The sequence below is a fragment of the Alkalibacterium sp. s-m-28 genome, from assembly GCF_054658175.1.
In genome coordinates this window covers 1-255 of sequence record NZ_BAAGIQ010000412.1, presented here as the reverse complement: position 1 = coordinate 255, position 255 = coordinate 1, and the positions used below count along the sequence as shown (strand labels likewise).

At 43.5% G+C, this 255-nt stretch carries 1 pseudogene; it reads right to left on the bottom strand.

Annotated features, from left to right (window positions below):
- Positions 1-225, bottom strand: a pseudogene (locus ACYQ4S_RS12800) (IS4 family transposase); the annotation flags it as partial.
- Positions 226-255: the final 30 nt, after the last annotated feature.

Below are 255 nucleotides of genomic sequence, written 5' to 3'. Positions count from 1 at the left end.
CATCTCGATATCTGTGGATAATAACGCTAGCCAATTACGCTTGCCCTTACTGTTGCGATTTTTAACAAAAATGATTTTTGCTTTAATCTCTTTCCCTTGATCATTGAGCCCTAGGCTCACAACAGCTACTGCTTTAACGATGGCACGCCCGCGCTTTTTCTTTAAGTGGGCATAGAGTTCCTTAAGCGTGTAGCGTTCGCCTTGATAGCCATAGGTCGCTCGCATGGGCTTTATCATACAAATAACGTGTAATGG